Source organism: Pseudomonas sp. Sample_9 (genome assembly GCF_004307535.1).
Classification (GTDB): domain Bacteria; phylum Pseudomonadota; class Gammaproteobacteria; order Pseudomonadales; family Pseudomonadaceae; genus Aquipseudomonas; species Aquipseudomonas mercuritolerans.
In genome coordinates this window covers 5,666-10,011 of the sequence record NZ_RAZO01000182.1, presented here as the reverse complement: position 1 = coordinate 10,011, position 4,346 = coordinate 5,666, and the positions used below count along the sequence as shown (strand labels likewise).

General features: G+C 62.6%; 5 protein-coding genes. 1 reads left to right on the top strand and 4 read right to left on the bottom strand.

Translation table 11 applies throughout. The annotated features are described in order from the left end of the window. Positions 1-172: 172 nt before the first annotated feature. Positions 173-1,222: an ATP-binding protein gene (locus tag D6877_RS10130; RefSeq protein WP_130910661.1), complete on the bottom strand. Its 1,050-nt coding sequence runs from the start codon at positions 1,220-1,222 to the stop codon at positions 173-175. Next, a complete protein-coding gene (locus D6877_RS10125; protein ID WP_110645974.1) occupies positions 1,222-1,971 on the bottom strand; it encodes a response regulator transcription factor in 750 nt (249 codons plus the stop codon). Before D6877_RS10125 ends, D6877_RS10130 begins: the two co-directional genes overlap by 1 nt. A 262-nt stretch (positions 1,972-2,233) precedes the next feature. On the opposite strand from D6877_RS10125, the gene pyrF reads away from it, so the two are divergent. Continuing rightward, on the top strand, positions 2,234-2,932 hold the full coding sequence (gene pyrF / locus D6877_RS10120) for an orotidine-5'-phosphate decarboxylase (protein ID WP_122507613.1): 699 nt from the start codon (positions 2,234-2,236) through the stop codon (positions 2,930-2,932). 126 nt (positions 2,933-3,058) lie between these two features. Here the strand turns inward: pyrF and D6877_RS10115 are convergent, their stop codons facing one another. Together D6877_RS10115 and D6877_RS29585 are read right to left on the bottom strand one after the other, a co-directional pair. Next, positions 3,059-4,063 (bottom strand): NADP-dependent oxidoreductase, encoded by a 1,005-nt coding sequence (locus tag D6877_RS10115; protein WP_130910660.1) that lies wholly within the window; start codon positions 4,061-4,063, stop codon positions 3,059-3,061. Positions 4,064-4,166: 103 nt separating this feature from the next. Continuing rightward, the coding region (locus D6877_RS29585) for a hypothetical protein (protein WP_206662979.1) at positions 4,167-4,346 on the bottom strand (180 nt) is incomplete at its 5' end.

Here is a 4,346-nt window from a genome sequence, read left to right as displayed (position 1 = left end):
GAGCTGGCTTGCCAGCGATAGCGCCCCCACATCCAACCAATATCTGCCGAATACAGTCAGTTTCATTGTGGGAGCGAGCCTGCTCGCGAAGAGGCTGGTGCATTCAACAGATGCATTGAATCATCAGAGGCTTTCGCGAGCAGCCTCGCTCCCACTTCAAATCGGCTGAGCCTCAGCCCCGTGGCAAGCGGACAATGGCAGTCAGCCCGCCACCCGGCGTTTCTTCCAGATTCAACCGCCCACCCAGCCGCTGCGCGGCCTCGCGGGCGATGGTCATGCCCAGTCCTACGCCGCCGGAGTTGCGGTTACGCGAGCCTTCCAGTCGGTAGAACGGTTCAAACACGGCTTCACGCTGGTCCTCAGCAATCCCCGGTCCGTGATCAATCACCCGAATCAGCAATTCCTCACGCTGTTCCAGCAGTTCAATCCGTGCCTGTCCGGCGTAGCGCAGGGCGTTGTCCAGCAGGTTGTTGATGCACGAGCGCAGCGCCATCGGTTGTACTGGCAAAGGCGCGCAGTGGCCGCTGACCTGTACATCGGCGCCCTGGTCCTGGGCGTTCTCGCACAGCGATTCGACCAGCGCCTGCACGTCCAGCAACTGCAAGGCTTCGCTGGTGCGTTGTTCGTGCAGATAGGTGAGGGTGGCGTCGAGCATGCCGATCATGTCGTCCAGATCCTGGCGCATCTGGCTTTGCAGCTTGTCGTCGCTGATGTTTTCCAGGCGCAGTTTCAGCCGTGACAGTGGCGTGCGCAGGTCGTGGGAGACGGCGCCGAGCATGCGCGCGCGTTGCTGGACCTGTTCGCGGATGCGCCGTTGCATGAGGTTGAAGGTGTGCGCCGCTTGCCGGGCTTCGCGCGGGCCGGATTCGTCGAGGGGGTCGCTGTCGAGGTCTTCGCTCAGGCGCTCGGCGGCGTCGCTCAGGCGCTGGATCGGCCGGCTGAGCAGCTTGGCGCCGTACCAGGCGGCAATCATCAGGGTGATGAACTGAAAGGTCAGCGGCACCATCGGGCCACCGAACCAGGGGCGTGCTTGCCTCGCTGGGTAAGCAGCGGCGTGCATGGGCGGTTGGCCGTCGATGTTCGTTGAGAACTCTGGCGGTGGTGGGGGCGGAGGAGGGCCGTAGAGCCTGAACCAGGCGAAAGCCAGCAGGTGCGCCAGTACAATCGCCAGAAACAGCACTCCAAACAAGCGACCGAACAGAGTGTCGAAGCGCGCCTTCATCAACCGATGTCCCGCGCGTCGAACAGGTAACCCTCGCCGCGCACTGTCTTGATCAACTGCGGGGCTTTCGGGTCGTCACCGAGTTTCTGTCGCAGGCGCGAGACCAGCAGGTCGATGCTGCGGTCGAAAGCCTCGATCGAGCGACCGCGAGCGGCGTCGAGCAGTTGTTCGCGGCTGAGCACGCGGCGCGGGCGTTCGATGAAGACCCAGAGCAGGCGGAATTCGGCGTTGGACAAGGGCACTACCAGGCCATTGTCGGCGACCACTTGGCGCAGGACGCTGTTCAGGCGCCAGTTGTCGAAGCGAATGTTGGCGCGCTGTTCGCTGCGGTCGTCGCGCACGCGACGCAGGATGGTCTGGATACGGGCGACCAGTTCGCGTGGTTCGAACGGTTTGGCCATGTAATCGTCGGCGCCCAGTTCCAGGCCGATGATGCGGTCGGTGGGTTCGCAGCGGGCGGTGAGCATCAGGATCGGGATGTCCGATTCGGCGCGCAGCCAGCGGCACAGCGACAGGCCGTCTTCGCCGGGGAGCATCAGGTCGAGGACGATGACGTCGAAATGTTCACCCTGCAGCGCCTGGCGCATTGCCGCGCCGTCGGTGACGCCGCTGGCGTGGATGTTGAAGCGGGCGAGGTAATCGATCATCAGCTCGCGGATCGGCACGTCATCGTCGACGATCAGCGCGCGGATGCTCCAGCGCTTGTCGTCTTTGCTTTCGTCCGTCACGGTTGTCGGGGTGTTGTGCATGGGGCTGTTCGCTGCCAGTGGTGGTTTCAGCATAGGCGTCCGGCCGGGAGGCGGGAAGTGCTGTTGTAAGGACGTGTTGCGCCGGGCGAGGCTAACCCGGGTGCGTGTTGTCGGCGTGTCGGCTGTGTATCGGAGTCGACACAATGGCCGCGGCGGCTAAGCTGATCACGTTCGGCGCGACGATTTACCGATCATCGGGTGCCGCGCCGCCGCCGGTTCCGCTACAATGCGCGCCGTTTTCGACCAGCCTGAGAGCCCATCCATGTCCGCCTGCCAGACTCCTATCATCGTCGCCCTGGATTTCCCCACCCGTGACGCCGCACTGAAGCTGGCCGACCAGTTGGACCCGAAGCTGTGCCGGGTCAAAGTGGGCAAGGAACTGTTCACCAGTTGCGCGGCGGAAATCGTCGGCACCCTGCGTGACAAGGGTTTCGAAGTGTTCCTGGACCTTAAATTCCACGACATTCCCAACACCACCGCAATGGCCGTGAAAGCCGCTGCCGAGATGGGCGTGTGGATGGTCAACGTGCACTGCTCCGGTGGCCTGCGCATGATGGCGGCCTGCCGCGAAGAGCTGGACAAGCGCAGTGGTCCACAACCGTTGTTGATTGGTGTGACCGTGCTGACCAGCATGGAGCGCGAGGATCTGGCCGGTATCGGTCTGGATATCGAGCCGCAGGAACAAGTGCTGCGTCTGGCGGCACTTGCCGAGAAGGCCGGGATGGACGGTCTGGTGTGTTCGGCGCTGGAGGCATCGGCGCTGAAAGCCGCGCACCCGTCGCTGCAACTGGTGACCCCGGGGATTCGCCCGGCGGGCAGCGCGCAAGACGATCAACGGCGCATTCTGACCCCGCGTCAGGCACTGGATGCCGGTTCCGATTACCTGGTAATCGGCCGTCCGATCAGCCAGGCGGCAGATCCGGCGCAGGCGTTGGCCGCAGTCGTAGCCGAAATTTCCTAAAGCTTATTGAAGATCCAACTGTGGGAGCGAGCCTGCTCGCGAAGAGGGAGTGTCAGTCGGCATCATTACCGACTGATCCACCGCTTTCGCGAGCAGGCTCGCTCCCACATTGGTTTCAGGCTGGCCTTAAACCTTCAACACCAACTTGCCAAAGTTCTCGCCGTTGAACAGTTTCATCAGCGTCTCCGGGAACGTCTCAAGTCCTTCAACCACATCTTCCTTGCTCTTGAGCTGCCCGTTGGCCATCCAGCCGGCCATCTCCTGCGCGGCGCTGGCAAATTGCGCGGCGTAGTCCATCACCACAAAACCTTCCATGCGCGCGCGATTGACCAGCAGTGACAGGTAATTGGCCGGGCCTTTGACCGCTTCTTTATTGTTGTACTGGCTGATGGCGCCGCAGATCACCACCCGCGCTTTCATGTTCAAGCGGCTCAGCACCGCGTCGAGAATGTCGCCACCGACGTTATCGAAGTACACGTCCACGCCTTTCGGACATTCGCGCTTCAGTCCGGCCACGACGTCTTCGGCCTTGTAATCGATGGCGCCGTCGAAGCCCAGTTCGTCGATGAGGAATTTGCACTTGTCGGCCCCGCCGGCGATGCCAACGACGCGGCAGCCTTTGATCTTGGCGATCTGCCCGACCACGCTGCCCACCGCACCGGCCGCGCCGGACAGCACCACGGTGTCACCGGCCTTCGGTGCGCCCACGTCGAGCAGGGCGAAGTAGGCGGTCATGCCGGTCATGCCCAGCGCAGACAGATAGCGTGGCAATGGCGCAAGTTTCGGGTCGACCTTGTAGAAGCCGCGCGGCTCGCCGAGGAAGTAATCCTGCACACCGAGCGCGCCGTTGACGTAATCGCCGACGGCGAAGCCGGGATTGTTCGAAGCGATGACTTTTCCCACGCCCAGTGCGCGCATGACTTCACCGATCCCGACCGGCGGGATGTAGGACTTGCCTTCGTTCATCCAGCCGCGCATGGCCGGGTCGAGGGACAAGTATTCGTTTTTCACCAGAATCTGTCCTGCCTGTGGCTCGCCGACCGGTACTTCCTGGTAAGTGAAGGTCTCGCGGGTTGCGGCGCCCACCGGGCGTTTGGCGAGCAGGAACTGGCGATTGGTCTGGTTGGTCATGACAGGCACTCGAACGGAATGAAGCCTTGTTGATAGCCCTTCGGCGGCGATGTCGCAAGGTTGGCCGATGCGGCGAATGCAGGTCGATCCAGTGCAGTGATGGTTACGGCGCGGGTTTTATCACTGCGGCGCATGCGCCGGTAAACAGCGATTGCATAGTGCTGACGCGCGTTCGCTGCGCTTGGCTATGCTGCGACGCCAACATCCCCCAGTTTTTGCGTTCGAGGACATACCCATGAGCATGACGTTTTCCGGTCAGGTGGTTGTAATCACGGGAGCCGCC

Excerpts from the sequence above, each read along its gene's own strand:
- D6877_RS10130 (WP_130910661.1), bottom strand. The coding sequence starts at position 1,222 with ATGAAGGCGCGCTTCGACACTCTGTTCGGTCGCTTGTTTGGAGTGCTG.
- D6877_RS10125 (WP_110645974.1), bottom strand. The coding sequence starts at position 1,971 with ATGCACAACACCCCGACAACCGTGACGGACGAAAGCAAAGACGACAAG.
- pyrF (WP_122507613.1), top strand. The coding sequence starts at position 2,234 with ATGTCCGCCTGCCAGACTCCTATCATCGTCGCCCTGGATTTCCCCACC.
- D6877_RS10115 (WP_130910660.1), bottom strand. The coding sequence starts at position 4,063 with ATGACCAACCAGACCAATCGCCAGTTCCTGCTCGCCAAACGCCCGGTG.